The sequence below is a fragment of the Ruegeria sp. HKCCA6707 genome, from assembly GCF_013033515.1.
In the GTDB taxonomy this organism is placed as follows: domain Bacteria; phylum Pseudomonadota; class Alphaproteobacteria; order Rhodobacterales; family Rhodobacteraceae; genus Ruegeria.
On record NZ_WQEG01000006.1, the window covers coordinates 179,499 to 204,843 of the forward strand.

The following is a 25,345-nucleotide window of genomic DNA, read 5'->3' on the forward strand; positions in this document are numbered from 1 at the left end:
TGATGCGTATTGCAGGTTTGGTTCTGGCAACCGTTGTTGCTGTCGCAGGGGTGGCCCGGGCGCAGGATCAGCAGACCTTGGCGGATATCCGGCAAGAGCTGACGGTGTTGCACGTGGAAATACAGCGCCTTAAGCGCGAGTTTTCAACCACCGGATCACCTGCACCAAACCTGGCCGGCAGTTCCGTTCTGGAACGCGTCGATGCCATCGAGGCCGAATTGCAGCGCCTGACCCGTCAGACCGAGCAATTGAATCAGCGGGTGCAGAATATCGTTACGGACGGCACCAACCGGATTGGTGATCTTGAGTTCCGACTGGTCGAGCTGGAAGGCGGTGATCTGAGCACATTGGGTGAGACATCGACTTTGGGTGGCGATGTGCCGGCAGATCAGGTTGCTGTCGCGCCATCACCATCACCTGCGCAACCAGTGATCTCGGATCAGGGCGAGTTGGCCGTAGGTGAGCAAGCCGATTTCGACACTGCGTCTCAGGCACTGGCAGATGGTGACTTTCAGACTGCGGCCTCTCTGTTCTCACAGTTCGATCTGTCATATCCCGGCAGCCCGCTGGCCCCGCAAGCCAATTTGCGGCGGGGGCAGGCCCTGAAAGGCATTGGTGATACACGCGAAGCCGCGCGCGCCTTCCTGGCCAGTTTTACCGGCGACAGCGAGGGGCCTTTGGCGCCCGAAGCTCTGTTTGAACTGGGGGCGGCGCTGGGGCGTCTGGGGCAGACCGATCAAGCCTGTATAACATTGGGTGAAGTTGGTGTCCGTTTCCCCGGATCGATCCCGTCTGGATCTGCGGCTCAGGAAATGGCTGCGTTGGGCTGTTCTTGAGCGTTGAACATGTGACCCTTCAGTCCATATTGCGGGCGCATCTGCCCGATCCCTTGCCACGCCGCTTGGGTGTGGCAGTCTCTGGCGGCAGCGATTCAACGGCGCTTATGCATTTGCTGGCGGACATTGTCCGGCAAGACGGCATCGCGCTTTATGCGGCGACGGTCGATCACGGGTTGCGCAGCGAATCTGCCGCCGAGGCCTCCAGTGTTGCCGCGCAGGCCAGCGCATTGGGGATTCCGCATCACATCCTGAAATGGCAGGGTTGGGACGGTACCGGAAACCTGCAAGATCAGGCCCGCCGCGCGCGGTATCAACTACTGACCCGCTGGGCGCGGGATCATGACCTGCCTGCCATCGCGCTGGGTCATACAGCGGATGATCAGGCCGAAACCGTGCTTATGCGGCTTGGCCGCGCCGCTGGGGTCTCGGGCCTTTCGGCCATGGCGGCGATCCGACGCGAAGACGGTATTGATTTGTTGCGACCGTTTTTGTCTGTGACCCGGTCAGAACTCAGGGCCTATCTGGCTGAGGCGGGGGTGGCCTGGATCGACGATCCGTCGAATCAGGATGACCGCTTTGACCGGATCAAGACCCGCAACGCGATGGCGCAATTGGAACAGATCGGCTTGAATGCGCAAACATTGTCTCGTGTTGCTGACAATATGGTACAAGCGCGTGAGGCCTTGGCGCTCTATGCGCAAGAAGCTGCGCGCCGGGTCACAAAGGTCTCGGATGGCGACATCTGTATCGAGATCGCGGGATTTCTGTTGCTGCCCGTCGAAATTCGCCGCCGAATCCTGACAGCAGCCATTTTGTGGATCACCGGGGGGGCGTATGCCCCGAGATACAGCGCTGTAGATCAAGCAATGCGTGCTGTCGAGGAGCGTCAAAACATGACCATTGGTGGCTGCATGCTGGTGCCGGCCAAGGAAAAGTTGTGGATTTGCAGGGAATTAAACGCGGTCTCTCATGAGGTGTGCGACCCACGCGACCTATGGGATCAGCGCTGGGTTCTGAGCGGGCCACCAGCGCAAGGGGCAGAAATCCGCGTGTTGGGCGAAGACGGTATCTCTCAGGTTAAGGACTGGCGGGCCATGGGCAAGCCACGGGCCGCCATCCTGGCTTCCCCGGCCTTATGGCAGGGCGATACGGTTCTGTCCGCTCCGGTGGCCGGTTTCGGCAATGGCTGGCGTGCCGATTTGACGCCGGAGCGGTCCAAGTTCTACTGTTCGATTTTATCGCATTGAACCTGCCACAATCCTCTCTATTTTAAAGAGCAACTCCGGCAGGTCCCCGCCTGTCGAAACCTTTGGGGAGATTTTCCTTGGGCAACGCTCGTAATATCGCCTTCTGGGTCGTTCTGTTTCTGTTGATCCTTGCACTGTTCAATTTGTTCAGCGGATCGGGTGGAACGCTCCAGAATAATGAAAGAACCTATTCAGAGTTCGTCAGCGCCGTGAATTCCGGTGACGTGACCAACGTGACGCTGGATGGTGAGCAGATCCGGTACCGTACAAGCGAGAACCGCGATTTTGTCACCATCATGCCAGGTGACGCCGAAGTTACCAAACTGCTGATCGACAAGAACATTCCGGTTCGCGCCGAAAAACAACAGCAGTCGGGCTTTCAGTCGTTCCTGATTACACTGCTTCCCTTCCTGCTGCTGATTGGTGTCTGGGTCTATTTCATGAACCGGATGCAGGGCGGTGGCAAAGGCGGCGCGATGGGCTTTGGCAAGTCCAAGGCCAAGATGCTGACCGAAAAGCATGGCCGCGTGACCTTTGACGACGTCGCGGGCATCGACGAGGCCAAGGAAGAACTGGAAGAGATCGTGGAATTCCTGCGCAACCCGCAGAAATTCAGCCGTTTGGGCGGTAAGATCCCCAAAGGCGCGCTGTTGGTGGGCCCTCCTGGCACTGGTAAAACCTTGTTGGCCCGTGCGATTGCGGGTGAGGCGGGTGTGCCGTTCTTCACCATTTCCGGTTCGGACTTTGTTGAGATGTTCGTGGGTGTCGGTGCGAGCCGCGTCCGCGACATGTTCGAACAGGCCAAGAAAAACGCGCCGTGTATCGTGTTCATCGACGAGATCGACGCTGTGGGCCGCCATCGTGGCGCAGGTTACGGCGGCGGCAATGATGAGCGCGAACAGACCCTCAACCAGTTGCTGGTCGAGATGGACGGGTTCGAGGCCAATGAAGGTGTGATCATTCTGGCGGCCACCAACCGCAAGGACGTTCTAGACCCCGCGCTGCTGCGTCCGGGCCGGTTTGACCGCAACGTGACCGTCGGCAACCCTGACATCAAAGGCCGCGAGAAAATCCTGGGCGTTCACGCCCGCAAGACCCCATTGGGCCCCGATGTCGATCTGCGCATCATAGCGCGAGGAACCCCGGGCTTCTCTGGTGCTGATCTGGCGAACCTGGTGAACGAGGCTGCGCTGATGGCTGCCCGTGTAGGCCGTCGCTTTGTCACCATGGAAGATTTCGAGAACGCCAAGGACAAGGTGATGATGGGGGCCGAGCGCCGCAGCATGGTGCTGACCCAGGATCAGAAGGAAAAGACCGCCTATCACGAGGCGGGTCACGCTGTCGTCGGTTTGGAACTGCCGCTTTGTGATCCGGTCTATAAGGCGACGATCATTCCGCGTGGTGGTGCGCTGGGTATGGTTGTGTCGTTGCCCGAGATGGACCGTCTGAACTACCACCGCGATGAATGCGAGCAAAAGCTGGCCATGACCATGGCGGGCAAGGCCGCTGAGGTCATCAAATACGGTGAAGATCATGTCTCGAACGGCCCGGCCGGTGACATTATGCAGGCCAGCCAGCTGTCGCGTGCGATGGTGATGCGCTGGGGCATGTCTGACAAAGTTGGCAACATTGACTATGCCGAAGCGCACGAAGGTTATCAGGGCAATACTGCCGGTTTTTCGGTTTCGGCTCATACCAAAGAGCTGATCGAGGAAGAGGTGAAGCGCCTGATCCAGCAGGGCTATGAGCGGGCGTATAAGATCCTGACCGAAAAGAACGAGGAATGGGAGCGTCTGGCACAAGGGTTGCTGGAATACGAAACCCTGACGGGCGACGAGATCAAGCGCGTCATGAACGGTGAGCCGCCCACCGAAAGTGACGACGAGGGCGACAAGCCGGATGAGGGCAGCGCCCCCAGCGTAACCGCCATTCCGAAGACCAAGGTCAAGAAGTCGCCGCCGGACGGCGGGATGGAGCCGGAACCTTCGGCGTAAAAATCAAAACCCGGGCCAACGCCCGGGTTTTTGCTTTCCCTCAGCATGTTCCTGCGCTTTATGCATGGCATGAAATGCGCAGAAGGGACCAAGCGATGCCGTTTTTGAAAGAAACCGAATATGCAGGCGAAGTGGTTTGGTTGGGCCATGTTCCAGCAGGCCAATCCCTGCGTGCAGCCTCGGTGGACAAGCGGGACCTGCGGTTTGACGGTGTTCAGGGCGAGCGGCACGAAGGGCTCAATCGCGCGTCCTGTGTTCGGGTCAAGAACCTCTATCCTCAAGGAACCGAAATCCGCAATGTGCGCCAATTGTCGGTCCTGTCGGTTGAAGAGCTGAATGCTATTGCGGCGGAGATGAAGATGGATCGGCTTGATCCGTCCTATCTGGGGGCGTCGATCGTTCTGGAAGGGATCCCGGATTTTTCGCATATCCCTCCGTCCTCGCGTCTGCAAACAGACGCGGGCGCAACGATCACCGTTGATATGGAGAATGCGCCTTGTGTCTTGCCTGGGCGCGAGATCGAGGCGGATCACACCGGATATGGCGCGGGCTTCAAACCTGCCGCTCAAGGTCGACGGGGTGTAACGGCATGGGTCGAGCGGCCCGGAGTTCTGAAGCTTGGCGACAGGATGCGGCTGTTTGTGCCGGATCAGCCACTTTGGCAGCCTTAAGGGACAGTTGGTTTCCGATTTGCGTCGCGCAGCCACCGGCAACGCCGTTTCGCGGCATGAATATGTCGGAATCCATTACCATTAGCGGTGTGCGCATCAGTATATGTTGCGCAATGCCGACGTGTTTCGTCGGTTTTGCACGGCATTCAATCAGGGACGCTGCCCAATGAGCTATAAATCCGACATCGAAATCGCCCGCGAAGCGAACAAGAAGCCGATTCAGGACATCGGAGCCAAGATTGGCATCGACTCTGCTGATCTGCTGCCATACGGCCATGACAAGGCAAAGGTCAGCCAGAACTTTATCAACTCGGTGCAGAGCCGCGAAGACGGCAAGCTTATTCTGGTAACGGCGATCAACCCGACCCCCGCGGGCGAAGGGAAAACCACCACCACCGTTGGTCTGGGCGATGGTTTGAATCGCATCGGCAAAAACGCGATGATCTGTATTCGCGAGGCGTCGCTTGGCCCCAACTTTGGTATGAAAGGGGGCGCTGCTGGTGGCGGATATGCGCAGGTTGTTCCGATGGAGGAGATGAACCTGCACTTCACCGGTGACTTCCACGCCATTACCTCAGCCCACTCGCTGCTCTCGGCGATGATTGACAACCACATCTATTGGGGCAACGAGGCCGAGATCGACATCCGCCGCGTCGCCTGGCGCCGCGTGGTTGACATGAACGACCGTGCCCTGCGCCAGATCACCGCGTCGCTGGGTGGTGTTTCGAACGGTTTCCCGCGCGAGACCGGGTTCGACATCACCGTGGCCTCTGAGGTTATGGCTATCCTTTGCCTCGCAAACGATCTGCAGGACTTGGAAAAACGTCTGGGCGACATCATCGTGGCCTATCGCCGTGACAAGTCGCCAGTCTATTGCCGCGACATCAAGGCCGAAGGCGCAATGACCGTGCTGCTGAAAGACGCGATGCAGCCGAACCTGGTGCAGACGCTGGAAAACAACCCGGCCTTTGTCCACGGCGGACCGTTCGCCAATATCGCCCATGGCTGCAACTCGGTGATCGCGACCAAGACCGCGCTGAAAGTGGCCGACTATGTCGTGACCGAAGCCGGCTTTGGTGCTGATCTGGGTGCCGAGAAGTTCATGAACATCAAGTGCCGCAAAGCCGGTATCGCGCCGTCTGCGGTGGTTCTGGTGGCCACGGTGCGCGCGATGAAGATGAATGGCGGTGTCGCAAAGGCTGATCTTGGGGCCGAGAACGTGGACGCGGTGGTCAATGGCTGCGCCAACCTGGGTCGCCACATCGAAAACGTGAAGTCTTTTGGCGTGCCAGTTGTTGTCGCGATCAACCACTTTGTCACTGATACCGACGACGAGGTTGAAGCGGTCAAGAAATACTGTGCTGATCACGGGGTCGAGGCGGTTCTGTCGCGCCACTGGGAGTTGGGCTCGGAAGGGTCAGCGCCTTTGGCGGAAAAAGTCGTGGAGATCGTTGAGGGTGGGACAGCGAATTTCGCGCCGATTTACCCTGACGACATGCCGCTCTTTGAAAAGATCGAAACCATTGCCAAGCGTATCTATCGCGCCGACGAAGTTCTGGCCGACAATAAAATCCGCAACCAATTGCGCGAATGGGAAGCTGCTGGATACGGCAACCTGCCTGTCTGTATGGCAAAAACCCAATATTCGTTTTCGACCGATCCGACACTGCGCGGCGCGCCTACGGGACACTCGGTGCCGGTGCGCGAGGTTCGTCTGTCTGCAGGTGCCGGCTTTATCGTGGTTGTCTGCGGTGAGATCATGACAATGCCGGGTCTGCCTCGTAAGCCAGCCGCCGAAGCGATCTGTTTGAATGATGAAGGTCAGATTGAGGGCTTGTTCTAAGCCCTCGAATAAGACATCTCGTGGTCCGGAAACAGCCCTGGGCCACGAGGAGACACCAATGCCCACACTGACGTCGCCGCAGGATTGCAAAACCATGGGTGAATTGCGGGCGCAGATCGACAGTCTGGATAGACACCTGATCGAAATGCTGAAAACGCGCGCTGGATATATCGACCGTGCCGCTGAATTGAAACCGGGCGAGGGCCTGCCAGCCCGAATTCCGGACCGCGTCGAAGAAGTGGTGCAACGTGTGCGTGCTGCGTCGGACCGTCGGGGATTGGACCCTGATCTGGCCGAGCGGTTGTGGCGCATCCTGATTGACTGGTCTATCGCACGCGAAGAACGTGTGATTGGCACTGATTGACAGACCGGGCGCTGCTGCGCCCGATCCGTTTTCTGAAAGAAGGGACGACAAAATGGTAGCTCAGGTTATTGATGGAAAGGCCTTTGCCGCCAAAGTGCGCGCGCAAGTGGCCGACCAGGTTGCAAAGCTGAAAGAGGAAAACGGGATCACCCCTGGACTTGCGGTTGTTCTGGTGGGTGAGGATCCGGCCAGCCAGGTCTATGTCCGCTCCAAGGGCAAACAGACCGTCGAAGTTGGCATGAACTCGTATGAGCACAAGCTGGAGGCCAACACCTCGGAAGAGGATCTGCTTGCCTTAATCGACAAGCTAAACAGCGACCCTGCGGTTCACGGCATTCTTGTGCAATTGCCTCTGCCCAAGCATCTGAACGAAGATTTGGTGATCAACTCGATTGATCCTGCCAAGGATGTCGACGGGTTCCACATTTCGAATGTGGGCCTGCTGGGCACTGGGCAGAAGTCGATGGTACCTTGCACGCCACTGGGGTGCTTGATGATGCTGCGCGAACACCATGGCTCGTTGTCGGGCATGGACGCGGTTGTGATTGGCCGGTCCAATATCGTGGGTAAGCCAATGGCGCAGCTGCTGTTGGGTGACAGTTGCACAGTAACAATCGCCCATTCTCGGACCAAAGACCTGCCTGATGTTGTGCGCCGCGCGGATATCGTTGTGGCCGCAGTGGGACGCCCTGAAATGGTGCCGGGCGACTGGATCAAGGAAGGCGCAACCGTGATTGATGTGGGCATCAACCGGATCGAGCGCGATGGCAAGAACAAGCTGGTTGGGGATGTGGATTATGCCAGCGCCGCCGAGCGCGCGGGAGCCATTACACCTGTACCCGGCGGTGTCGGACCCATGACCATCGCCTGCCTGCTGGCGAACACACTGACGGCCTGTTGCCGCGCTAACGGCCTGCCCGAACCCGAGGGTCTGACCGCCTAAGTCAGAGATGCGTTTCCTAAAGATGACAGGCTGCGACGATATAAAACTTGCGGCCTGTCAAGATGCCTAACAAATGCTTTAACTCTCTTCCTAACGCTTTGCGTTGTCCGAAAGCCGTGATAAACGTTCTATTCCAAATGGTTACGTTCCAATCGCTGGCGCCTGTTTGGCCCGGCACTCGGAGGATAAATGTTAAGTGTCGCGTCTTCGAGATTGAGCGGGTTGAACGCTCACCTCAGCCTTCAGAGAGTGTTGGCAGGTTTGGTGTTTATCCCTCTATTAGCCTACTCATTTAAGCCGTTTGGAGACATGCAGCTGTCGTTTTCTCTGCGGCTGCTCTTTTGGACCGGAGTTCTGGCTCTGGCACTCACGGTGACATGGGTAGCTCGAAAAATGCTGCAGGAGCGGTTGAGCGATGCTGCGGTTTTTACGCGGGACGTGATTTATGCCGTCGTGATTCTTGCCCTGTTTGCACCGTCTCTGTGGCTGTTGGGGTGGCTGATCTTCACCTGCAGCGGGTTGACCGCTCCGAACTTAGCGTCAGTGCTCCCTTATGGCGCGATCTTTGCCACCGGGCTGCTTCTTGTCCGGCAGGGAGATCGTGTGACTGAGGAGGAGACGCAACAGCAACCCGTGCCTCGTCTGTATAGCCGCCTGCCAGAGACGTTTTCGGGCCAGGTTTTTCGATTGGCGGTACGGGACCATTGCGTCGATGTCGTAACCTCGGAGGGAGTGTTCACGATCAGATCCCGGTTCACGGATGCCATCGCTGAAATGGAGCCGGTTGAGGGCCATTGTGCACATCGCTCGCACTGGGTGGTGGATTCTGCGATTGAAGGAACCGAAAAACAGGGTGGCAAGACGTTTCTGCGCCTCAGCAATGGTGACCTTGTTTCGATCAGTCGAAAATACCGCCCGGGCCTGGAACAGGCAGGGCTGATCTAGCCTGCGCGTTACCGTGGCATGGGTATCTTGACAGGATTGCTGCCGGTCAGGATCGCTTGCGCTTCACCGGTCATCAGCTTGGCCAGAACGGCGTCGGTACATCTCAGCCCGCCGGTATAGGTGCCATACGCCGGAAGGATCAAGCGCTGCCCGTTGACAAGGAATGCCGGGCGCGAAATCGTTCTTCCCTTGGCTGCAAGGCTGGCTTTGGGGTGGTAGTGGCCCGAAATCTCTCCCACACCATCCGCAGTCGCGATATGGCGAAACACCAATGACCCGAGAACCCATTCGGAAAGATGAGTTCCACCCAGTTCAACAGGGCCAGGATCATGATTGCCTTCGATCCAGATCCAACGCCGCCCGGCCTGCATTGCTGTGATCTGCAATCTGTCTTGCGCAGGCAAGGCGCGCGAGGCATCGAGGTCATCGAAACTATCGCCCAGACAAATCACCGTCTCGGCCTGGCTATGTTCGAGATCGGCGGCCAGACGCGTCAGCGTTTCGCGACTGTCATAGGGTGGAAGGGCCACGCCACCCCGTCTGACGATGCGCTCAGACTTGCCGAGATGCAGATCAGAGACACATAGCACGCGCTGCTCAGGCCACCATAACGCCCCAGACCCCAGCGCCCGAAGCGCTTGTCCGCAGAAGGTGAAGTCAACAAAGTTCATGAAACGTTCTTTGCTGCTTGAGGCGCCAGTTGCAAGCGGAATCATTGCGCGGCCAATCCTGCAGCCTGCAATAGACGCGCGCTTTCTTCCGCCAGCAATCGTTCTTCTGCTGCACCTTTGACAGGAACTTTGCCTACCTCAAGGAACAAAGGTGCAGCCAGTGGTGACACGCGATCCAGCCGCAGCAGATCAATGCGGTCCCCGATACGCGAGATCATGGCCTCGATCCGCCCGAAATCGACTAGCCCGCGCATGGCTTCTTCGCGGGTGATTTGCATCAGCAGGTGGTCGGGGTCGTATTTCAGAAGCGTGTCGTAGAGGATATCAGACGAAAATGTCGCCTGACGTCCCGACTTCTTCTGCCCGGCGGTCTTGCGTTCGATCAGCCCCGCTATGGTGGCCGAGGCGCGGAAGGTGCGCTTCATCACCGCGTTTCCGGCCAGCCAGGTGTCCAACCCCTCGCGCAAAGCGTCGATGTTGAATAAGGGGCGGGGGTCGGTCACGGCCTCAAGCCCCCAGATCAATGTCGCATAGTCTGTCGCCACAAAGCCCAGCGGCGCAAGGCCGGTTTCCTCCATCCTTTTGGTCAGAAGCAGGCCCAGCGTCTGCTGCGCGTTGCGCCCGGCAAAGCCGTAGACACACAGATGCTCGCGCCCGTCATTGGGAAAGCTTTCGATCAGCAACCGCTCACGCTGAGGCAGTCGTGACATCTGACGTTGCAGCGCCAACCACTCTGCTGTGTGTTTCGGCAATTGCGGCCAGTCGGGTTGGGCAAACATGCGCAGGATACGGTCACTCAGCTGGGTCGAGGTGGCGAATTTCGTGCCCGAGAAGGTGGCGATCTTGGGTTTGCGGTCGGCCCGACGGTTCACTTCGACCACCATCTCGCGCAGCCCTTCATAACGCACGATCTGCCCGCCGATCAGGAAGGTGTCACCGGGTGTGAGAGAGGCGGCAAAGGCTTCTTCGACCTCACCCAGAGGTTTGCCGCCCCGGCTGCGCTTTAATCGCACCTTCAGCGTGTCGGTGTCTTGAATAGTACCGAGGTTCATACGAATGCGCTGAGCTGCGCGCGGGTCGCGCAGCTGCCATAGCCCGTCGGGGCGTTGCTGTAACCGTTGCCAGCGGTCATAGGCGCGTAGGGCGTAGCCGCCGGTGGCGCAGAATTCCAGACAGGCGTCAAAACTGTCACGGCGGAGCGCAGCATAGGGACCGGCCGAAGTAAGCTCGGCGTACAACATATCCGCATCAAACGGGCCCGAGGCCGCTGCGATCAGGATATGTTGGCAAAGGACATCCCGAGGGCCCGCAGCGCGGGGGTCGCCGTCCAGATCATGGGCTTTCACGGCCTCAAGCGCGGCCACGCATTCCACCACTTCGAACCGGTTTGCCGGCACCAAAAGCGCCTTGGACGGCGCGTTATAGCGGTGGTTGGCTCGTCCGATCCTTTGGACCAGACGTTTGACATTTTTAGGCGCGCCGATCTGGATCACCAGATCTACGTCCCCCCAGTCGATCCCCAGATCCAGACTGCCGGTGCAGACGATGGCCCGCAGATCACCGCGCACCATGGCGGCTTCGACCTTTTCGCGCTGTTGCCGTTCCAAGCTGCCGTGATGGATGCCAATTGGCAGAGCGTCATCATTGGCCAGCCACAGGTTGTGAAAAAAGATCTCGGCCTGCGCGCGGGTGTTGTGAAAGATCAGCGTGGTTTTGTGTTTTTTGATCTGCTCCAACACCGCCGGTATCGCATAGGCCGCACCACCGCCAGACCAGGGCGGCATCTCTTCCGTTTGCAGCATCGCGATATCGGGGTCGGGCCCGGGATCTGCTTGCACGATGTGGCAGGGATCGGGATGACGGGCCAGAAAGCGGGCGATGGCGTCGGGATCTTCGACTGTGGCCGACAGGCCAACACGCCGCAGTTCGGGGCACAGCGTTTGCAACCGCGCCAGCGCCAACATCAGCTGATCGCCCCGTTTGCTCTCGGCCAGCGCGTGGATCTCATCCACAATAATGCGACGCGTGCCGGAAAACATCCGGGCCGCGTCCTCGTATGAGGTCAGCAGCGCCAGGCTTTCCGGCGTAGTCAGCAGGATATGCGGAGGGTCCGCGCGTTGGCGTTTCTTGCGAGTGGCTGAGGTATCGCCTGTCCGGTCTTCGATCCGAATGGGCAACCCAATCTCGTCGACGGGCGTGCGGAGGTTCCGCTTGATATCCGCTGCCAGCGCTTTCAGCGGTGAGACATAGATGGTGTGCAGCCCGTCATGCCCGCCTTCGCCAAGTTCGGCCAGCGAGGGCAGAAATCCGGCCATGGTCTTGCCGCCGCCCGTGGGGGCAATCAGCAAACAGGCGGGTTCTTGGGCCCGGTCGAACATGTCTTGTTGATGCGGATGGATGGACCAGCCTTTTTGGCTGAACCAATCCGTGATCCGCGATGGAATCTGCGTCATGAACGCAGATTATCCGGTGTCTGCCCGGAAGGGCATGGGCTTATTTGACGATTTTCTCGTCCTTGACGAACATGTTGGCCCAGGCACGATCAATCAGATCGGGGCTCATCTGATAGGGGATGCCCTCGAATTCGCAGATCGAAATCATCTGGTCGATCAGGAAGATCGGCTGATAGTTCGCGTAGATGTTGTTGATAGTCGGGTACTTGACCTTCAACAAATGCACCAGAGCGGCCTCATCCAACGGAATACCGCGTTTGCGCGCAACCATCGCAAAGATTTTCAGGAAGTTCTCCTGGTTTGGGCCGTCGATTTTGATCTTGAAGAAGATCCGGCGCAAAGCCGCTTGGTCAAAGATTTCGTTCGGGTGGAAGTTGGTCGAGAAGATGACCAGCGTGTCAAAGGGCACTTCGAATTTTTCACCCGATTGCAGGCCAAGGATATCCTTGCCTTCTTCGAGCGGAACAATCCAGCGGTTGATCAGCGCCTGCGGCGGCTCTGCCTGACGACCAAGGTCGTCCACGATGAAGATGCCGCCGGTTGATTTTAGCTGCAGCGGCGCCTGATAGGTCCGGGCGGTGGGGTTATAGACCAGATCCAGCATGCTGAGCGACAATTCACCACCGGTCACAACGGTTGGGCGTTCGCACTGAACATAGCGTGAGTCGAACCGTTTGCGGCGACGCAGGCTGTTGGGGTCATCGGGCTCTTGTTCGATGGCGGTGTGTACAATCGGGTCATAAACGGTGATCACCTGACCGGCATATTCAATAGCCCAGGGCACATAAACGTTGTCGCCCAACGCATCACGAATACCGTTCGAGATTGAGGACTTACCATTGCCCGGAGGGCCATACATAAGAACCGAGCGACCGGCGCTGACGGCGGGGCCCAACTGATCCAGCAGATCGTCGGGCAGAACCAGATGGCCCATCGCACCCGTCAGCTGATCTCGGGTCACCTGAATGTTGCGGATTGACTGGCGTTTGACCTGCTCGCGGTAGACATCCAGCGGCACCGGCATTGCGCCGAAATATTCTGACTGGCTGAGCGCGTCCAGCGCCCGGGCCTTGCCCGCATCGGTCAGCTGATACCCCATCTCATTGCCCGAGTTGGCATTGAGTGTACCGGTCGCTTCCAGCAGCTTTTGGTCACGGGCCATGTCGATCAGTTCTTGCGTGACAGCGCCCGGCAGACATATCGCGGTGGCAATTTCCGAAACCGTATCCACATTCTTTCGAAAGATGGTTTTCAGCAGAATGTCCCGCATCATAACCAGAGGAAGTCTCATCTCTCCCAGGCCCTTAGGGGCAGGGGGGGCCATTACGGAAGTGGTCTGCATATTCATGAGCGTCGCCCGTCTATCCAAAAATAACGTCAATAACCTGTGCAGGCTTACGCGTTAAAATTTGGCGGGGCTTTGTGGCAGGACCAAGGCGCTGGCAAGGCGTGGTGATGATTGTTTACGACCCGCGAAGCGCGCCGAAAATCAAGTAGATACAAAGGGTTCCGGCCAGTGTCAGACCCATGGGGAACTTTTTTCCCATCTCCCAGCTTTTCCAGTCGGGGGCGAACTGGCGCAGAGGCGTATGCTTGACCAACCTATGCGCTGTGACCGATCCCAAGGTGGTTGCCGCCAGGATCATGATCACCAGGAACAGATCCCCGGTCCAGATAAACGGGGCTGCCGCGGCGCAGAACTTTGCGTCTCCGGCGCCCATTGCGCCAGCAGCGTTCAGGACAATGCCAGCCAGCAGGACCACAAGAAAATGCGACAATTGCCAGACATAGACCGGCAGAGTTAGCCCGAAACTGCCTTGTACCCATTCTCCCGACCAAGGGGGCAGCAGGAACAGACCGACAGTGACAAAAACAATCAGCAGCGCCGTGACGGCATGGTTCTTGATGCGCATTTCCCGCATATCGGTGAATGCAACGTAAAAGCAGATCGGCGCCACGAAGGGTAGAAACCACGCCGCGACTGCGGCCGGTATGACCATGGATCAGGCTTCCTCAAGCGCGCGCAAAGAGCGGACGGCCTCATCAAAATGCTGCGGGTGGGTGGCGATGGCTTCGCGGAACAAGTTCTTGGCGATATTGATGTCACCCCGTTTCACAGCGGAAATGCCCATCGTGTTCAGCAAAAGCGCGCGCTCTGTTTGCGACATCGGGATGACAGGCAGGCTGTAATTCCCCTGAGCGCTGCGCGCCAGAACAAGATTGTTCTTTGCGGTAAACAGATTCTTGTCCTGCTGGATAGCCTGCGTGAACAGACGTTCGGCATCAACAAAATCGCCGCGCGTCAGCTTGGAATAACCCCAATTGTTCATAACGCCTGCCGGTCGTGTGGTCAGACCAACAGCTGTTTCATAGAACTGATCCGCGCGCTTCCAATCTTTTCGAGAATCTGCGACGACCGCTTCAAGCCTGTAGCGTTTGAAGGTCTCATAGGTCGGGGGAATGGCATCAAGCACTGCTTTCGCTCCATTCCAATCACCATTTCGCACCAGCGCGTCGGCATATTCCACACGATCGGAATTTGTGACGCCGTTCATCGTCGTAACCCGTTTCCAGGCGGCTGACGCTTCGGTTGTGCGTTTCGCACGTGTCAGGCTGATCGCCAACCCGCGTTGCAAATCGATACGGTCCGGATTCTTGGCTGCGGCACCCATAAAATAGGTCACCGCTTCGTTCGGGTCGGCGGCTGTCAAGAGAACTTCATTGAGGTTCGTCTCGTCAATAACGTTCACTTCCTGAAACGTGCGTTCGACCTTTTCTTCTTCGGTCTCTTTTTCGCACGCAGCCAGAACAAAGCCGCACATAACAATGGTCGGAATCACAAATGTATGGCGCATTTTTGCGTCCTTTACTGCTCTTTGCCTCTGTTACTGGACTTTCCGCAGCAGGAATTCTCCGTCCCCGCGCTGTTCCAGCTCAAATTCTTGTTCTTGCGGCGTATTATTAACAGGATTTTCCATTTTTGCGAGTGCTAAGCGCAGATTGTCACGGATTGCGTCACTTTCGCCATTGTCCAGCGCATAGGCCCGTCGAAAGACTTGCGCTGCTTCGGGATATTCACCCTTTTCGACCAAAAGAACACCCAGGTTGTTCCAGCCCACGGGCCAGTCGGGTTCTTTCTCGACCGCTTGTCTGAGCAGAGGTTCAGCCTGACCCAGGCGACGCAACCCTACATTGGCTGTGCCAAGCGATGTCAGGACCCGTGCGCTGAGGCCTTCGTCAAGCGCGACGCGTGAGAAAGACTTGAGCGCAAGTTCATATTCGCCCGCCGCCATCAGGCGATTGCCAACGGTGAATTCGTCTTCACCTTCGGCACTTGTATCGATGCCTGGCGCAAACGGATCGGGCGTATTAATGGGCTCAGTGCACGAAGCCACCATGGCAACGACCATGGTGGCTAGGAACGTTTTACGCGCGCACCTTGTTCCGGCGCTTGAGAATGAATTCATGCCTGTATCAGACTCCGGTGGAGACTCCACCGCCTCTGCCGAACTCCATGATGCCTTTTGCCGAAGGCCCCACAAGAATGACAAGCAGCGGAGGAACTGTCAGCATCATTGTGGCAAGTGTCATTTTGGTTGGCAACTTATTCGCGGCCTCTTCGGCCCGCATCACGCGTTTGTCACGCATCTCGCCGGCGTAAACTCGCAAAGCTTCGGCGATGGACGTACCGAATGTTGCCGATTGGATCATCACGGTCACAAACGCGCTGACATCCTGCACGCCACACCGCGTTGCAAAATCACGCAGCACCGTGTCTTTTTCTTTACCGGCTTTCATCTCGTAGGCGACGACTTCGAATTCAAGCGCGATGTCGGGGTAGGATTCCTTCATCTCGGCGGCTACGCGCACGATCGCCTGATCCAATGACTGGCCGGCTTCAACGCAGACCAGCATCAGGTCCAACGTATCGGGGAAACCGGCGATGATCGCCTCTTCTCGTTCCGCAACGCGTCGCGTCACCCAGTATTTCGGAACAAAATACCCGGCCAAACCGGGGCCAAGGACCCGCAATAGCAGCTGAGTTGAATCGAACTCCTGGCCGTTTGCAAAAACCGTTACGAGGGAAATCCCGACCAAGATGCCGACGATTCCCAACGCAAACTGGGAAAAGTGATAAAACCGAACCGCGTCCTTTGACTGATACCCCGCCTGGCGCAGCTTCAGCTGAACGGCCGAATACTCTTCCTGATCTTTTGGCTCCAGGAAAGTCGCAAATTTTTCAAGCTGTTCGTTCTGCCCAGCCTGACGCAGTCGCTCTTTCTGAGCTTTTTTGCTTTTCTTCGGCGCCGCGGTTGAACGCTGCAGCTTTTTCAACGGATCTTCGGGTTGGTTCAGCATCAGCGGCACCGCCACCAGGACCATGATAAGCCCAAGCGCCCCGACGATGATCAGGGGGGCAAGCTCGCCGAGGTTTTCGGTAAGGAAGGTGTTGATACTACTCAGGAATTCCATGACCTAACCTCAGACCTTGATGTTTGTCAGAATGCGCATGACGATCAGGTTCAGCGTCAGCATGATGCCAACGAAGAAACACGCGGGGATGAAATACGGGTGATCCAAAACATCGTCGTAGTAGGTCGGATCATTCACCATGATAAAGATCAGACACGCCACCGGGAAACCCGATAGAAACTTGCCCGACCATTGCGCTTCTGCGGTGATTGCTTTCACGCGGCGGAACAGACGAAACCGTGCCCGGATCACTTGGGCCAGACCAGCCAGAATTTCGGCAAGGTTACCACCAGATTGTTGCTGAATCCCAACCGCAACGGCGAGGAAGCGAAGATCCTGCATGTCCAAACGGGCCGCCATTTCTTTCAGCGCCTCACCCACATCGCGACCATAGGCGACTTCATCGGAGATGATGCCAAACTCGGTCGCCAGCGGGCCATCGACCTCGTTCGCGACGATCTGAATGGACGAAACGAACGGGTTACCGACACGCAATGATCGAACCATAAGCTCGACAGCGTCAGGCAACTGTTCTTCGATGAGTGCCATGCGCTTTTTAGCTTTTTGGTTAACCCACGCATAAACAGCGCCAACACCAATCGCGACCGAAAGCGCCGAGCGCAGCAGAATGTCCGTTGCGGTAGCCACGCTGAGCGCGACAAAAACCAAGCCGGACAACGCTGCCATAATGACAACCAACTGTCTTGGTGAGAAAGCGATCGCTGCTTTTTGTGCCTTGTCCGCAAGAAGCGAATACAGCGGGATCGACTGGGTCTTCATATGCTGCTGCATTTCTTTGCGCAGCTGCTCAAGAACCTGTTCGCGCCCGACGCCTTTGTCGATCATATCGAGGCGGCGATTGACCTTGCTGTTCAGACTGATGGATTTGCCGAAGGTAACAAGATAAAGACCTTCAACCAGGGCCAGCACCCCAACAAAAATGGCGACGTAGATGAGCGCCTCAAACGGCAATTGCATATCTGATGTCTCCTACATCGTGGTGGGGTCATAGATCGAAGCGGGCAGGTCAAAGCCCCACAGGCGGAAGCGCTCAGAGAAGTTGCTGCGCACGCCGGTGGCTGTGAAATGACCGATGATCTTATTGTCGGGGGTCAGGCCAACGCGTTGAAATTTAAAGATTTCCTGCATCGAGATTACGTCACCTTCCATCCCGGTAATCTCGGTGATGGAAGTCATCCGGCGCGAGCCGTCCTGCAAGCGGCTGGCCTGAACGATCAGGTTCACAGCGCTTGAGATCTGGCTGCGGACCGCTTTGATCGGCATTTCGATCCCGGCCATCGCGATCATGTTTTCAAGACGCGAGATGCCGTCACGGGCCGAGTTGGCGTGGATCGTGGTCATGGAACCGTCGTGGCCGGTGTTCATGGCCTGCAACATGTCGATCACTTCGGCGCCACGCGTCTCACCCACGATGATACGGTCAGGGCGCATACGCAGGGCGTTTTTCAGACAATCGCGCGGGCTGACCTCACCTTTGCCTTCCACGTTGGGCGGGCGGCTTTCCATCCGACCAACATGGGTCTGTTGCAGCTGAAGTTCCGCAGTATCCTCAATGGTCAGGATGCGCTCGGCGTCGTCGATGAAGCTGGACAAGGCGTTCAGCGTGGTCGTTTTACCCGAACCGGTACCACCCGACACGATGATGTTCAGGCGGGTCGATACTGCGGCCTGCAGATATGCCGCCATTTCCTCGGTAAACGCGCCGAAATTGACCAGATCGTCGATCCCCAGCTTGTCTTTCTTAAACTTACGAATGGACACCAGCGAGCCATCAACCGCAATCGGCGGGACCATGGCGTTGAAACGCGAGCCATCGGCAAGACGGGCGTCCACATAAGGGTTCGATTCATCAACACGACGACCCACGGCGGATACGATCTTGTCGATGATCCGCATCAGGTGTTTTTCGTCTTTGAAAGTGATGTCACTGATTTCAAGCTTACCGGCACGTTCCACAAAGATCTGCTGTGGACCGTTCACCAGAATATCGTTGACAGTCTCGTCCTGAAGCAAGGTCTCAAGTGGACCAAGACCGGTGACTTCGTCATACAGCTCTTTGTTCAGCTGAGTGCGGTCTTCGCGGTTCAGGATAATGTTGCGCGATTCCAGAACTTCGCTGGCAATTGCACTGATTTCAGCACGCAGATCGGTTTCTGCAGCGTTTTCCAGGGCTGCCAGGTTCAGGTTTTCCAGCAGTTCCCGGTGCAGCTCCAGCTTGATTTCACCTAAACGCTCTTTCCGCTTGCGCTCTTTGTCCGATCCGACAACTTCGCCTTTAGCCTTTTGAACGGGTTTGCGCACGACGGCGTTTGCAGTGGCTTGAGGCGCAGCTGTCTCAGTAGCAGACGCCTGAGGCGGTTGCTGGACCGGTTGGGCGTCGGAAGGTTTCTTGTATCTTGAAAACACGGCGACTCTCCCTCGTGTTAAGCGGCTTCAGCGTCGTTGTTGCCAAGGCTATGAAGCGATTGAGCCAGTTTGGCGATTTCTTTGCGCAATGGGTTTTTGGCCGCTGAGCTTTCCAAGGGCAGACCATGGTCGCCGCTGTTCATGACCGGCTTGCCGCCATCGGGCAGGTGCAAATCGATGGAAATTCCAAGGCTTTCGCCCATACGTTTGACCCGGCTTTTCCCGTTGAGATCCGTGAACTTCGGTGCCCGGTTCAACGCAAAGCGTAATTTGTTGAACGGAAGCTCTTCGGATTGCAGCGCGCGTTTCAGGCGCAGCGCGTTTTGGGCTGATCGCATGTCCAGTTCGATCACAGCAAAGTAAACATGTGCAGCCTGCAACACCGTCTCGGACCAGTGAACCAGCGTTTTTGGCATATCCACGATGACATAGTCGAAATGCCTGCGCGCTGTATCGATAACTTTTTGAATGTCATCGGGCGTAATGATGTCCAGCGGAACCATGTCCGACGGTGCGGTCAAGACTTCCAGTTTGTCATCAAATGTCTGCAACGCTTGGGCAAAGGATTCTTCATCCATCGACGCCGTATCGGAGAGCATCTCAAAAACAGCTTCATGGCGCGGCAGGTCGAGATAGGTTGAAACGGTGCCGTATTGCAAATCCAGATCGATCAGGCAAACACTTGGGCCGTCTTTGGGCGACACATTAGCCAGTTCCCAGGCAAGGTTCACGGCCAGTGTCGTCGCCCCGACGCCACCAGCAAGACCATGGACAACGAACAAAGCGCCTTCTTTGGCCGAATTTTCGGCCAACGCGACAGCCGATTGCTGAACGACAACCGGATCGGGCTGGTTCATCCGATCAATTGCCTCTTGCAATTCGTTTTCTGGAAGCGGGTAGGGGACAAATTCGTCCGCGCCTTTGCGCAAAAGCTGGTGCAATGAGGCTGGAGTAACGTCCTCCGCGATCAGAACGACCTTGATCTTCTTTTCTTTTGCCTGAGTGATGATCTCGCCCATCAAAGACAGGTTGTCTTCGTCATCACCATCTATGGCCAGCGCTACGAACTCCAGCGCTTCGGCTTCAGGTTGGCTGAAAAAAGCAAGGGCTTCGGCGAAACCGAGATCGCCCCAACGTTCGCCCAGAGCGGCTTCCATGTCTTCGATCAGAAGGTCGAAATTCTGAACATCCCGGCTGATTGTGCAGGCCAGGATGGCGGTGTCATCATCGTGCGGCGTTGCGCTCATCTTAAATCAATCCTCGTCGAGAGGGCTGAGCAAACCGGCTGAACTGTAGGGAAGGTTCTGGTTCGCTGTCGCCCTGGTGCGGTCAATCTAAACCGCAGGTCACCCTATTGTTCGCAATGTCGCGTGGAAGTTGGGCGAGATTTAGGCGCAAAAGAACCAATTGTTTGAAATTGGGCGACGATGCCGCCCAATTTCATTTTATTGTGTTATTCGCCGCTATTGACGTCTTCTTGTTTCTGAATGTCACTCTTTGTTTTCGCGCTTTCGACGTATTCGCGATAAATGACTTCAGCATACTTGCCATCGAGCAGCTGGTTGCGGCTGTCGACGAAACCCGAGACTTCGGTTACGGTTCGGCGGTTTCGACGGTCCCGATTTGGCGTATCGACCAGTGGGCGCGATTTGCCAAACGAAACAGCTGCCTCCAGACGCGAGCGCGAGATACCCTGTTGGGTCAGGAATGCAACTGCAGCATTGGCGCGACGTTGCCCCAAAGCCTGGTTGTATCCGCTTGAGCCAACAGCATCTGTGTGTCCGTAGACGCGGAAGCGTGCTTCAGGGAACTGTTTGATCCAATCGGCCTGGCGCAACAGGATTTGCTGTGCCGACGCATCCAACTGCGAGCTATTGAAAGCAAAGTTGATTTGCGTCGGTACCTCAGCAGCGAAGCGTTGCCCAAGGATCTGTGCGTAGGACAGTTCTCCGCTTTGAACTTGGATATTGTTCAAGGTGGCGTTGCCAAAAGTGCCCTGATCAATCTCAAATCCTGCTTCACGTGTGCAGCCAGCGATCGCGACTGAAAGACCGAGTGTAATAATCCACTTATTCATTGGTCTTACCCTCCAATTAATCCAGCACGTAGCCGTATGAGCTGCCGAAATCTTGATTGGCGATCTCTGACGCGGCACCATTGCCAAGACGTTCGGTTCTGGCGACGCGCCCGTTGACGAACAGGTCAAACTCGCTGGGCGGTTTCACCCGATCTGTCGGCAGGGCAAGCGCCTCACCGCGTGTCGGCGTGACCAGATGCGCTGTTACGATGATGATCAATTCACTCTGTTCACGCTGGTATTGCGAACTGCGGAACAGTGCACCCAACACAGGAACGTCACCGAGCCATGGAACTTGTGCGCTCAGATCTGCGAAGTCATCTTGGATCAACCCAGCAATCGCAAAGCTTTCACCATCGCGCAGTTCAACGGTTGTCCGCGTTTGCCGCACAATAAAGCTTGGAACGTTGTCACCATTGATGGTGAAGGTCGAGTTCGGGTCGATGCTGGACACGGTTGCGCCTAGTTCCAAGTTGATCAGGTCTCCGTCGACAACGCGTGGAACGAACAGAAGCTGAACACCAAACTGCCGGTATTCAATTGCGACCACACCATCATCTTGCGGAACCGGGATCGGAACCTCACCACCGGCCAGGAACTCGGCCTCTTGCCCAGAAAGGGCAGACAGGTTCGGTTCCGCCAAGCTGCGCGCCAGCCCTTTGTTTTCAAGCGCTTCGAGCAACAACCGGACTTGAGTAGAGCCCGCGCCAAACCCGAAGAGGATAGCGCCGGTATTCGTTTGAACAAACGGAATGTTGTTGTTCAAAGCGTTGCTCAATGCACCTTGGTTGTTCAGGGTATTAAAGCCGCCTGATGCGTCAGTTCCGCCAAAGCCAAGCGATGCGGTCAGGCTTTTGGCGACCGACCGGTTCATCTCGGCAAAGCGGACTTTCAGCATCACCTGCTGAACACCCGCGACGCTCATCAGGTTGGATACACGCTCGGGCGCATACCGTTCGGCCAATTCCAGTGCACGTGCCAGACGTGCGCTGCTGGAAACCGTACCGGATAGCACGATACCGTCATTGGCTGTGCGCACTTCGATCTGCTCGTTTGGCAGAATTTGGCGAAGCCGCTCTTTAAACTCTGTCACATCCGGCGCAACACGCACCCGAACATTGGCCAGAAGGTTGCCTGCGCCATCGAACAATGTCAGCGTCGTAAGGCCAGGTGTCTTACCCAGCACATAGATCGTCCGATCTGATAGCGAAGAAATGTCAGCGATACCGGCGTTTGCAATGCTAAGCTCTGCAAACGGCTGCTCGCTTTCTACTACAATCGCGCGGTTGACGGGAACTTCCAGCGTTTCCGCTGTCCCTTTCTTGACCACGCGAAGGGTTTCAGCCCAAGCGGCATCGCCGATTGGGCCCACAACTAGCGACAACCCCAGCAGGGTTGCGCTGATCCAGGAACGTATTGTCATGTGACCTGCCTCTCCGATCACCACTCTGTTATATGGGTCTAATGCCCTATGTGAGCGGAGCCTGCGATGAATCTGGATTTATTGCAATAATCAATGGTTTCCGGAGTTTTCCTTATGTGGACAATCCGCAACAACCTAAAAGAGAGAGCCGCGCAAGAAGCGCGGCCCAATAACGTTAACGGGTTGAATTGACGTCAATTTGTGCAGGGGATCGGAGTCTCGACGATCTCTCCGCCGCGGCGGGTTTTGATCGTGCAGACACGCTCGGGCACTGGAGCGGGCGCCGGTGCGGCTTCTTTGATATCCAACAGTTTGCGCTGATCGACTTCTACCGCGCTCGCGACCTCTTCGTCTTGGAACCCAACAAGCGCCAGCGACATACGTCCTGTGTTTTGCGCCTGCGCCAGAGCAGCAATCTGTTCAGATGTCGCTGCCACGGTTACGGTTCGTGCGATTGTCGCGCCCGTCAGATCCGATCCAGCTGTCTGGTCCACCGCAATCAATTCGATATTTGTTTGAATCAAACGGGTGATTTCACCGGCGACGCCTTGTCCAAGCCCTTGGACCGACCCTGTCCAGTAGACATCTACACGGTCACCAGGACGCAGAAAGCCCGAAACACCTGATGCGACATCGACGCTGATGGCAAAGGCGCGCATACCTTTTTCAAGTTGGGATGTTAGCCCGGCAGCTTCACCAGGTCGCGTGACCTTTACGGCAAGCAGCGCTTCGTCTTTTTCCATCGCTCGCAGAACAAAGCGATCCTTGTTAGCGTCGTCCGGGAACAGAACGCTCATGTCCACGAATGCACCCTCGGGAATCGCGTCCTCGGGCCAGCGCACGGTGCGGACATCTTCTGCGACCAGTTTTTCACCGTAGCGGAGTGACCGATTCGAAACGATTACCTCGACAGTCGGGACAAGCCCGGCCTGTGCATTCGCAAGTGCTTCTTCGCGTTGCCGCAGCTCGTAAGCCTGCTGCGCGCGAGTTTTTGTAATATAGTCGCGTGCTAGATATACAGCACCACCGGCCAACGCGACCCCGATGATCAGAACAAGTCCAAAAACAGCTCGCATTTGTTCCTCGTTACCTAATGTTGTTTCACTTCAAACGGCGATCATTGCCGCTTTGGCTCATAGACAACCGTAATCTGGAATTGTGTCGAAAAAGGGGACAATGCGCAGTGTTTTTAGGTCATAAAAAGGTGTGCTGAGCCTCTAGACTCTAGTCGAATTTGAGTTGCACGACCTGTACATTCTCCAGCGCACTACCGGTTTTTTCATCAAGCTCCTGAAGAGACCCGTTCAACTGAGTATAGGTTAGGCCTGCGAGTCCGACGATCCCGGCGGTTAAGACCACCCAATCGACAGTGACAGCGCCGTCTTCGGATTGGAAGAAATCAATAAATTTTACCAACATCGTTTCGCTACCATCCTGGGCTAATAAGTAGGGGTCCCGCCTTGGCAAAGGCGCGACCCCCAAATTCATGTTTCAGCTGTTGCTGATATTACGGCGAAGGTGTGAAGTTCGGCGCAGTTACTGTGGTGTCTGTCAGAGCGGTGCTTACGTCACCGGCCAGGTCGCTGGCACCAGCGCTGATCTGGTTGTAAGCGATTGCTGCCAGAGCAACAACAGCAGCGGTCAGTACGACCCAGTCAACGGTCACAGCACCGTCTTCGTCTTTGCGGAAGTTCTTGATGAACTTGATCATGTTACGTCCCTCCTAAAGGATCAAAAAGTAATAACCTAGGCGTCTTTCAGAGCTTTCTCTCTCAGTCCGCTCCCGATCGTCTCGGTATGACCCAATGTTTGCCTGTTGCGCGTGGCAGGAATTGGGCCAAACGCAATTTTTTTGGAAAAAGACGCGATTTTTTTCCTTTGAGATGATTAAGTGGCTGAAAAATATAGGGAAATATTTTCATATTTTCTTAAAGACTCCTGAGAAGCGATGCAAAATAGCGGCAAATGAGGCGAAACTGCCCCATTCTGGGATGTTTTGCTGGCGTCGAGTGGTGTTTCAGGGTTCTAAATGAGCAAAAAGAACATTCGAGGCAGGCAAATGTTATTTCGCAAAGCGCTGATTTGCGCTTCAGCAGCGTTGTTGCCCATTTCAGGGGCAATTTCGGTATCGGCGACCGAACAAGAACCACGTGGCGTCTATAAGCGCATCAAGGCACCGGCACCGGGGACAAGCCCTCGTGTAACGATACAGATAACGCCAGAAGAACACGCGGCGAAACCGTCTGCGCCAAGTACCGGCGCTGAACTCATCGTGCCCGAAATCATCGCGCGGGCAAAAGCGCCGCCACCTGACTTCGTTTTGCCGGGCAAAGCCAGCAAGCCGGTCGGGTCTTATAAAGCGTTCTGGAATCGTGTGTCGCCAGAGATCGACCGCGCCAGTGCCGAGCGTTTGAGCTCAGCGATTCAGGCGCTTTCTCATGTCAACGTCTCGTCACCAAGGCTGCAAAGCTTGCAAGACATCGCGCAGCAGCGCGGCGTTGATATTCTGCGTTCGACAGTGGGAACAAACGTGTCTCCGGCTTTGGTGCTTGCGGTTATTTCGGTCGAATCTGCGGGGCGGGCAGACGCTGTCAGCTCCGCCGGGGCGCAGGGATTGATGCAATTGATGCCCGCAACCGCCTCACGATTTGGGGTCAGTGACAGCCTGAAGCCCGATCAGAACATTGCGGGCGGTGTGAAATACCTGAACTGGTTGATGGAAGAATTCGGCAACGACCCGATTCTTGTTCTGGCGGGTTACAATGCGGGCGAAGGGGCGGTGCGCAAACACAGCGGGGTTCCACCCTATGCTGAAACCCGAGATTATGTGCCCAAGGTTCTTGCGGCCTTTCAGGTGGCTCGGGCTCTTTGCACCACGCCGCCTCAATACATCTCGGATGGTTGCGTCTTTCAGGGACTGAATTGAAAAAAGGCCCGCACAAAATGGCGGGCCTTCTCTATTGGTGGAGGCAAAG

At 56.6% G+C, this 25,345-nt stretch carries 24 protein-coding genes; 9 read left to right on the forward strand and 15 right to left on the reverse strand.

The genetic code is table 11. The annotated features are described in order from the left end of the window. Positions 1 to 2 precede the first annotated feature (2 nt). The 8 genes from ybgF (at position 3) to GOW40_RS15720 (ending at position 8,846) form a co-directional block, all read left to right on the forward strand. Positions 3 to 836: a tol-pal system protein YbgF gene (ybgF, locus tag GOW40_RS15685; protein WP_171131489.1), complete on the forward strand. Its 834-nt coding sequence runs from the start codon at positions 3 to 5 to the stop codon at positions 834 to 836. After that, entirely contained in the window at positions 833 to 2,086 is a 1,254-nt protein-coding gene (tilS, locus tag GOW40_RS15690) for a tRNA lysidine(34) synthetase TilS (RefSeq protein WP_171131487.1), read from the forward strand. The genes ybgF and tilS overlap by 4 nt, the downstream gene beginning before the upstream one ends. A 77-nt stretch (positions 2,087 to 2,163) precedes the next feature. Next, the gene (gene ftsH / locus GOW40_RS15695; RefSeq protein ID WP_171100405.1) at positions 2,164 to 4,080 is read left to right on the forward strand and encodes an ATP-dependent zinc metalloprotease FtsH; all 1,917 of its coding nucleotides are present in this window, start codon (positions 2,164 to 2,166) and stop codon (positions 4,078 to 4,080) included. A 95-nt stretch (positions 4,081 to 4,175) separates the two neighbouring features. Further along, positions 4,176 to 4,751 (forward strand): MOSC domain-containing protein, encoded by a 576-nt coding sequence (locus GOW40_RS15700; RefSeq protein WP_171131485.1) that lies wholly within the window; start codon positions 4,176 to 4,178, stop codon positions 4,749 to 4,751. 166 nt (positions 4,752 to 4,917) lie between these two features. Then, on the forward strand, positions 4,918 to 6,594 hold the full coding sequence (locus GOW40_RS15705) for a formate--tetrahydrofolate ligase (RefSeq protein WP_171131483.1): 1,677 nt from the start codon (positions 4,918 to 4,920) through the stop codon (positions 6,592 to 6,594). A 58-nt stretch (positions 6,595 to 6,652) separates the two neighbouring features. Continuing rightward, positions 6,653 to 6,958, forward strand: a complete 306-nt coding sequence (locus GOW40_RS15710; protein WP_171100400.1) for a chorismate mutase — start codon at positions 6,653 to 6,655, stop codon at positions 6,956 to 6,958. Positions 6,959 to 7,010: 52 nt separating this feature from the next. Continuing rightward, a complete protein-coding gene (gene folD, locus GOW40_RS15715) occupies positions 7,011 to 7,901 on the forward strand; it encodes a bifunctional methylenetetrahydrofolate dehydrogenase/methenyltetrahydrofolate cyclohydrolase FolD (protein WP_171131481.1) in 891 nt (296 codons plus the stop codon). A gap of 309 nt (positions 7,902 to 8,210) precedes the next feature. Then, positions 8,211 to 8,846 (forward strand): LytTR family DNA-binding domain-containing protein, encoded by a 636-nt coding sequence (locus GOW40_RS15720; RefSeq protein WP_254444465.1) that lies wholly within the window; start codon positions 8,211 to 8,213, stop codon positions 8,844 to 8,846. 8 nt (positions 8,847 to 8,854) lie between these two features. Here the strand turns inward: GOW40_RS15720 and pdeM are convergent, their stop codons facing one another. The 15 genes from pdeM to GOW40_RS15795 form a co-directional block, all read right to left on the reverse strand. Then, positions 8,855 to 9,517 carry a ligase-associated DNA damage response endonuclease PdeM gene (gene pdeM / locus GOW40_RS15725; protein ID WP_171131477.1) on the reverse strand — a complete coding sequence of 221 codons (663 nt, stop codon included), beginning with the start codon at positions 9,515 to 9,517 and terminating at the stop codon, positions 8,855 to 8,857. A 41-nt stretch (positions 9,518 to 9,558) separates the two neighbouring features. Continuing rightward, the gene (locus GOW40_RS15730) at positions 9,559 to 11,970 is read right to left on the reverse strand and encodes a ligase-associated DNA damage response DEXH box helicase (RefSeq protein WP_171231084.1); all 2,412 of its coding nucleotides are present in this window, start codon (positions 11,968 to 11,970) and stop codon (positions 9,559 to 9,561) included. Positions 11,971 to 12,010: 40 nt separating this feature from the next. Then, positions 12,011 to 13,318, reverse strand: a complete 1,308-nt coding sequence (locus GOW40_RS15735) for an ATPase (RefSeq protein ID WP_171131473.1) — start codon at positions 13,316 to 13,318, stop codon at positions 12,011 to 12,013. 115 nt (positions 13,319 to 13,433) lie between these two features. Next, positions 13,434 to 13,970: a prepilin peptidase gene (locus GOW40_RS15740; RefSeq protein WP_171100390.1), complete on the reverse strand. Its 537-nt coding sequence runs from the start codon at positions 13,968 to 13,970 to the stop codon at positions 13,434 to 13,436. 3 nt (positions 13,971 to 13,973) lie between these two features. Further along, positions 13,974 to 14,825, reverse strand: coding sequence for a lipopolysaccharide assembly protein LapB (locus tag GOW40_RS15745; protein WP_171131471.1), 852 nt, complete (start codon positions 14,823 to 14,825; stop codon positions 13,974 to 13,976). Positions 14,826 to 14,855: 30 nt separating this feature from the next. Then, a complete protein-coding gene (locus tag GOW40_RS15750) occupies positions 14,856 to 15,437 on the reverse strand; it encodes a tetratricopeptide repeat protein (protein ID WP_254444466.1) in 582 nt (193 codons plus the stop codon). Between the two features lie 7 nt (positions 15,438 to 15,444). Then, positions 15,445 to 16,443 (reverse strand): type II secretion system F family protein, encoded by a 999-nt coding sequence (locus GOW40_RS15755; RefSeq protein WP_171131470.1) that lies wholly within the window; start codon positions 16,441 to 16,443, stop codon positions 15,445 to 15,447. Between the two features lie 9 nt (positions 16,444 to 16,452). After that, complete coding sequence (locus GOW40_RS15760) at positions 16,453 to 17,421, reverse strand: type II secretion system F family protein (protein WP_171100383.1); 969 nt, start codon at positions 17,419 to 17,421, stop codon at positions 16,453 to 16,455. Positions 17,422 to 17,433: 12 nt separating this feature from the next. After that, positions 17,434 to 18,870 carry a CpaF family protein gene (locus GOW40_RS15765; RefSeq protein WP_171131469.1) on the reverse strand — a complete coding sequence of 479 codons (1,437 nt, stop codon included), beginning with the start codon at positions 18,868 to 18,870 and terminating at the stop codon, positions 17,434 to 17,436. Positions 18,871 to 18,887: 17 nt separating this feature from the next. Continuing rightward, positions 18,888 to 20,117, reverse strand: a complete 1,230-nt coding sequence (locus GOW40_RS15770) for an AAA family ATPase (protein WP_171131468.1) — start codon at positions 20,115 to 20,117, stop codon at positions 18,888 to 18,890. Positions 20,118 to 20,323: 206 nt separating this feature from the next. Further along, positions 20,324 to 20,947 (reverse strand): OmpA family protein, encoded by a 624-nt coding sequence (locus GOW40_RS15775; RefSeq protein WP_171100377.1) that lies wholly within the window; start codon positions 20,945 to 20,947, stop codon positions 20,324 to 20,326. 16 nt (positions 20,948 to 20,963) lie between these two features. Then, a complete protein-coding gene (locus GOW40_RS15780; RefSeq protein ID WP_171100375.1) occupies positions 20,964 to 22,370 on the reverse strand; it encodes a type II and III secretion system protein family protein in 1,407 nt (468 codons plus the stop codon). A 194-nt stretch (positions 22,371 to 22,564) separates the two neighbouring features. Beyond that, positions 22,565 to 23,446 (reverse strand): Flp pilus assembly protein CpaB, encoded by an 882-nt coding sequence (gene cpaB / locus GOW40_RS15785; RefSeq protein WP_171100373.1) that lies wholly within the window; start codon positions 23,444 to 23,446, stop codon positions 22,565 to 22,567. Positions 23,447 to 23,594: 148 nt separating this feature from the next. Then, a complete protein-coding gene (locus tag GOW40_RS15790) occupies positions 23,595 to 23,789 on the reverse strand; it encodes a hypothetical protein (protein WP_171100371.1) in 195 nt (64 codons plus the stop codon). Between the two features lie 88 nt (positions 23,790 to 23,877). Continuing rightward, positions 23,878 to 24,081, reverse strand: a complete 204-nt coding sequence (locus tag GOW40_RS15795) for a hypothetical protein (protein ID WP_171100369.1) — start codon at positions 24,079 to 24,081, stop codon at positions 23,878 to 23,880. Between the two features lie 348 nt (positions 24,082 to 24,429). On the opposite strand from GOW40_RS15795, the gene GOW40_RS15800 reads away from it, so the two are divergent. Beyond that, the gene (locus GOW40_RS15800; protein WP_171131467.1) at positions 24,430 to 25,296 is read left to right on the forward strand and encodes a lytic transglycosylase domain-containing protein; all 867 of its coding nucleotides are present in this window, start codon (positions 24,430 to 24,432) and stop codon (positions 25,294 to 25,296) included. Positions 25,297 to 25,345 lie beyond the last annotated feature (49 nt).

Bases quoted from the DNA above. Each gene is read 5' to 3' on its own strand.
- ybgF (WP_171131489.1), top strand. From the start codon at position 3: ATGCGTATTGCAGGTTTGGTTCTGGCAACCGTTGTTGCTGTCGCAGGG.
- GOW40_RS15700 (WP_171131485.1), top strand. From the start codon at position 4,176: ATGCCGTTTTTGAAAGAAACCGAATATGCAGGCGAAGTGGTTTGGTTG.
- GOW40_RS15705 (WP_171131483.1), top strand. From the start codon at position 4,918: ATGAGCTATAAATCCGACATCGAAATCGCCCGCGAAGCGAACAAGAAG.
- GOW40_RS15710 (WP_171100400.1), top strand. From the start codon at position 6,653: ATGCCCACACTGACGTCGCCGCAGGATTGCAAAACCATGGGTGAATTG.
- folD (WP_171131481.1), top strand. From the start codon at position 7,011: ATGGTAGCTCAGGTTATTGATGGAAAGGCCTTTGCCGCCAAAGTGCGC.
- GOW40_RS15720 (WP_254444465.1), top strand. From the start codon at position 8,211: ATGCAGCTGTCGTTTTCTCTGCGGCTGCTCTTTTGGACCGGAGTTCTG.
- pdeM (WP_171131477.1), bottom strand. From the start codon at position 9,517: ATGAACTTTGTTGACTTCACCTTCTGCGGACAAGCGCTTCGGGCGCTG.
- GOW40_RS15730 (WP_171231084.1), bottom strand. From the start codon at position 11,970: ATGACGCAGATTCCATCGCGGATCACGGATTGGTTCAGCCAAAAAGGC.
- GOW40_RS15735 (WP_171131473.1), bottom strand. From the start codon at position 13,318: ATGAATATGCAGACCACTTCCGTAATGGCCCCCCCTGCCCCTAAGGGC.
- GOW40_RS15740 (WP_171100390.1), bottom strand. From the start codon at position 13,970: ATGGTCATACCGGCCGCAGTCGCGGCGTGGTTTCTACCCTTCGTGGCG.
- GOW40_RS15745 (WP_171131471.1), bottom strand. From the start codon at position 14,825: ATGCGCCATACATTTGTGATTCCGACCATTGTTATGTGCGGCTTTGTT.
- GOW40_RS15750 (WP_254444466.1), bottom strand. From the start codon at position 15,437: ATGAATTCATTCTCAAGCGCCGGAACAAGGTGCGCGCGTAAAACGTTC.
- GOW40_RS15755 (WP_171131470.1), bottom strand. From the start codon at position 16,443: ATGGAATTCCTGAGTAGTATCAACACCTTCCTTACCGAAAACCTCGGC.
- GOW40_RS15760 (WP_171100383.1), bottom strand. From the start codon at position 17,421: ATGCAATTGCCGTTTGAGGCGCTCATCTACGTCGCCATTTTTGTTGGG.
- GOW40_RS15770 (WP_171131468.1), bottom strand. From the start codon at position 20,117: ATGAGCGCAACGCCGCACGATGATGACACCGCCATCCTGGCCTGCACA.
- GOW40_RS15775 (WP_171100377.1), bottom strand. From the start codon at position 20,947: ATGAATAAGTGGATTATTACACTCGGTCTTTCAGTCGCGATCGCTGGC.
- GOW40_RS15780 (WP_171100375.1), bottom strand. From the start codon at position 22,370: ATGACAATACGTTCCTGGATCAGCGCAACCCTGCTGGGGTTGTCGCTA.
- cpaB (WP_171100373.1), bottom strand. From the start codon at position 23,446: ATGCGAGCTGTTTTTGGACTTGTTCTGATCATCGGGGTCGCGTTGGCC.
- GOW40_RS15790 (WP_171100371.1), bottom strand. From the start codon at position 23,789: ATGTTGGTAAAATTTATTGATTTCTTCCAATCCGAAGACGGCGCTGTC.
- GOW40_RS15795 (WP_171100369.1), bottom strand. From the start codon at position 24,081: ATGATCAAGTTCATCAAGAACTTCCGCAAAGACGAAGACGGTGCTGTG.
- GOW40_RS15800 (WP_171131467.1), top strand. From the start codon at position 24,430: ATGTTATTTCGCAAAGCGCTGATTTGCGCTTCAGCAGCGTTGTTGCCC.